Source organism: Erythrobacter sp. SN021 (assembly GCF_021864455.1).
The window spans coordinates 1-1,702 of the sequence record NZ_JAKKUW010000014.1 but is presented as its reverse complement, the minus strand read 5'-3'; the positions used below and the strand labels follow the sequence as shown (position 1 = coordinate 1,702).

General features: G+C 57.3%; 2 protein-coding genes and 1 pseudogene. All 3 read left to right on the top strand.

What is annotated here, in order from left to right:
* On the top strand, positions 1–1,079 hold a 1,079-nt coding region (locus L5849_RS14655), incomplete at its 5' end, for an RHS repeat-associated core domain-containing protein (protein WP_236926155.1).
* Complete coding sequence (locus tag L5849_RS14650) at positions 1,079–1,351, top strand: hypothetical protein (protein WP_236926154.1); 273 nt, start codon at positions 1,079–1,081, stop codon at positions 1,349–1,351. The genes L5849_RS14655 and L5849_RS14650, both read left to right, overlap by 1 nt.
* 65 nt (positions 1,352–1,416) lie before the next feature.
* A pseudogene (locus tag L5849_RS14645) lies at positions 1,417–1,702 on the top strand (hypothetical protein); the annotation flags it as partial.

The following is a 1,702-nucleotide window of genomic DNA, read 5'->3' as shown; positions in this document are numbered from 1 at the left end:
CGCTGTCCTACGATCCGCTGGGTCGGCTCTATCGCTATACCGCGCCGCAGGTCGATACGCGCTTCGCCTATGACGGTATCGATATGATCGGGGAATACAATGCCTCGGGCACGCTGCTGCGGCGTTACGTGCATGGCCCCGGGATCGACAATCCGCTGGTCTGGTACGAAGGCGCGGGGACAGCAGACCGGCGCTATCTGCACAAGGACGAACGGGGTAGCGTGATTGCGGTAAGCAGTGCCTCGGGCACGATGCTGGCGATCAACAGCTACGATGAATACGGCATACCCGGCACGGGCGGGCTGGGGCGGTTCCGCTATACCGGGCAGACATGGTTGCCGGAACTGGGCCTCTACTATTACAAGGCTCGTATGTATTCGCCCACGCTCGGCCGGTTCATGCAGACCGATCCGATCGGCTATGCCGACGGGATGAATATGTACGCCTATGTCGGTGGGGATCCGGTCAACCTCGTCGATCCGTTGGGATTGTGCTCAGGGGAGTCGGGGGGGGCAGTCACCGAGAACGTGATCATTGTTAACTGCAAGACTGAAGACGGCGGTGGTGGTGGTAGTGGCGGTGGTGGTGGTGGTGGAAATGTTATCGTCGTCACCGGCAGCCGCTGGCAAGCGAGCTGTAGCGTATGTGGAAACACCGCTGCCCTTGGGTTCGGCCGCAATGGACGCGTCATCGACACTGGACTAGGAGGCGGTAGAGGAGGGCCGCCGAAAAGTGTTGCGGAGGAGGTGGTCGATGACGTCGCCTGTGCTCTTGGAAAAGCGCAAGATGCTACGGAGCGGGCGTTCGACACTGCGGATAACGCAGTAGATACTGTATTTCAGACGCTTCACGACCTTGCCTTCCCGCCAGCTTGCGCAGCGCCCTGTGCCACTCCTGGGGATGCGAGAAGGGCACTCTCCAACAAGCAATTCAGGCGGTGGTTCCATCAGGTTTATAAAAGGCAGCAGGGTATTCCTGGAGGCGGGCGAAACAACCCTGACATGACTCCCTCGGAGGTCATGGATGCTTATGATGAGTGGCAAGAGATGCAGAACAAAAAATCGATCAGAGATTGCTAATGATCCCAGCAATTGAAAACTTTTCTGGAGATATCATTTATCTCAGTGACGATGATCCGGACCCTCCTGAATCAGCGCTGTGGGTGTTGATCGAGGAGGATGAAGGTGGCCATTGGTATGGAACTGGCTTTGGCAAAAACGCTGACGGTGAGGAGAGCATTTATATCTCCCAACCGCACGATGACAGTGATTTGAGTTACTCACTCAAAGCTGCCGCCGCTTGGGCTGAAACGAACAGTGCCAACGTGATCTATATCAGGAAAAGGTCGTAAGATCAGGTCGATTTATTTTGCCCTAGGTCCTTATTGAGGGGACAGGCGCAATCACTGGATCGAGCTTGGGCATTTGGGAAAGCCTTAGGGCGCACACCGACAGCGCCGGTGAACCGACCGGTCTGACCTATGCCAACGGCACCTCGCAATCGGTCGCGCTTGATCCGCTCGGGCGCTTGAGTTCGCTGGTGACCAATATCGTGGGTAGTTCAGCGGACAACACGCGCGGCTTTGCCTACAATCCCGCCGGACAGATCGCGCAGACGACGCAGTCGAACGACAGTTACGCGTTCAACGCGCTCGCCAATGCCGACCGGCCCTATACGGTGAATGGACGCAATCAGTACACGC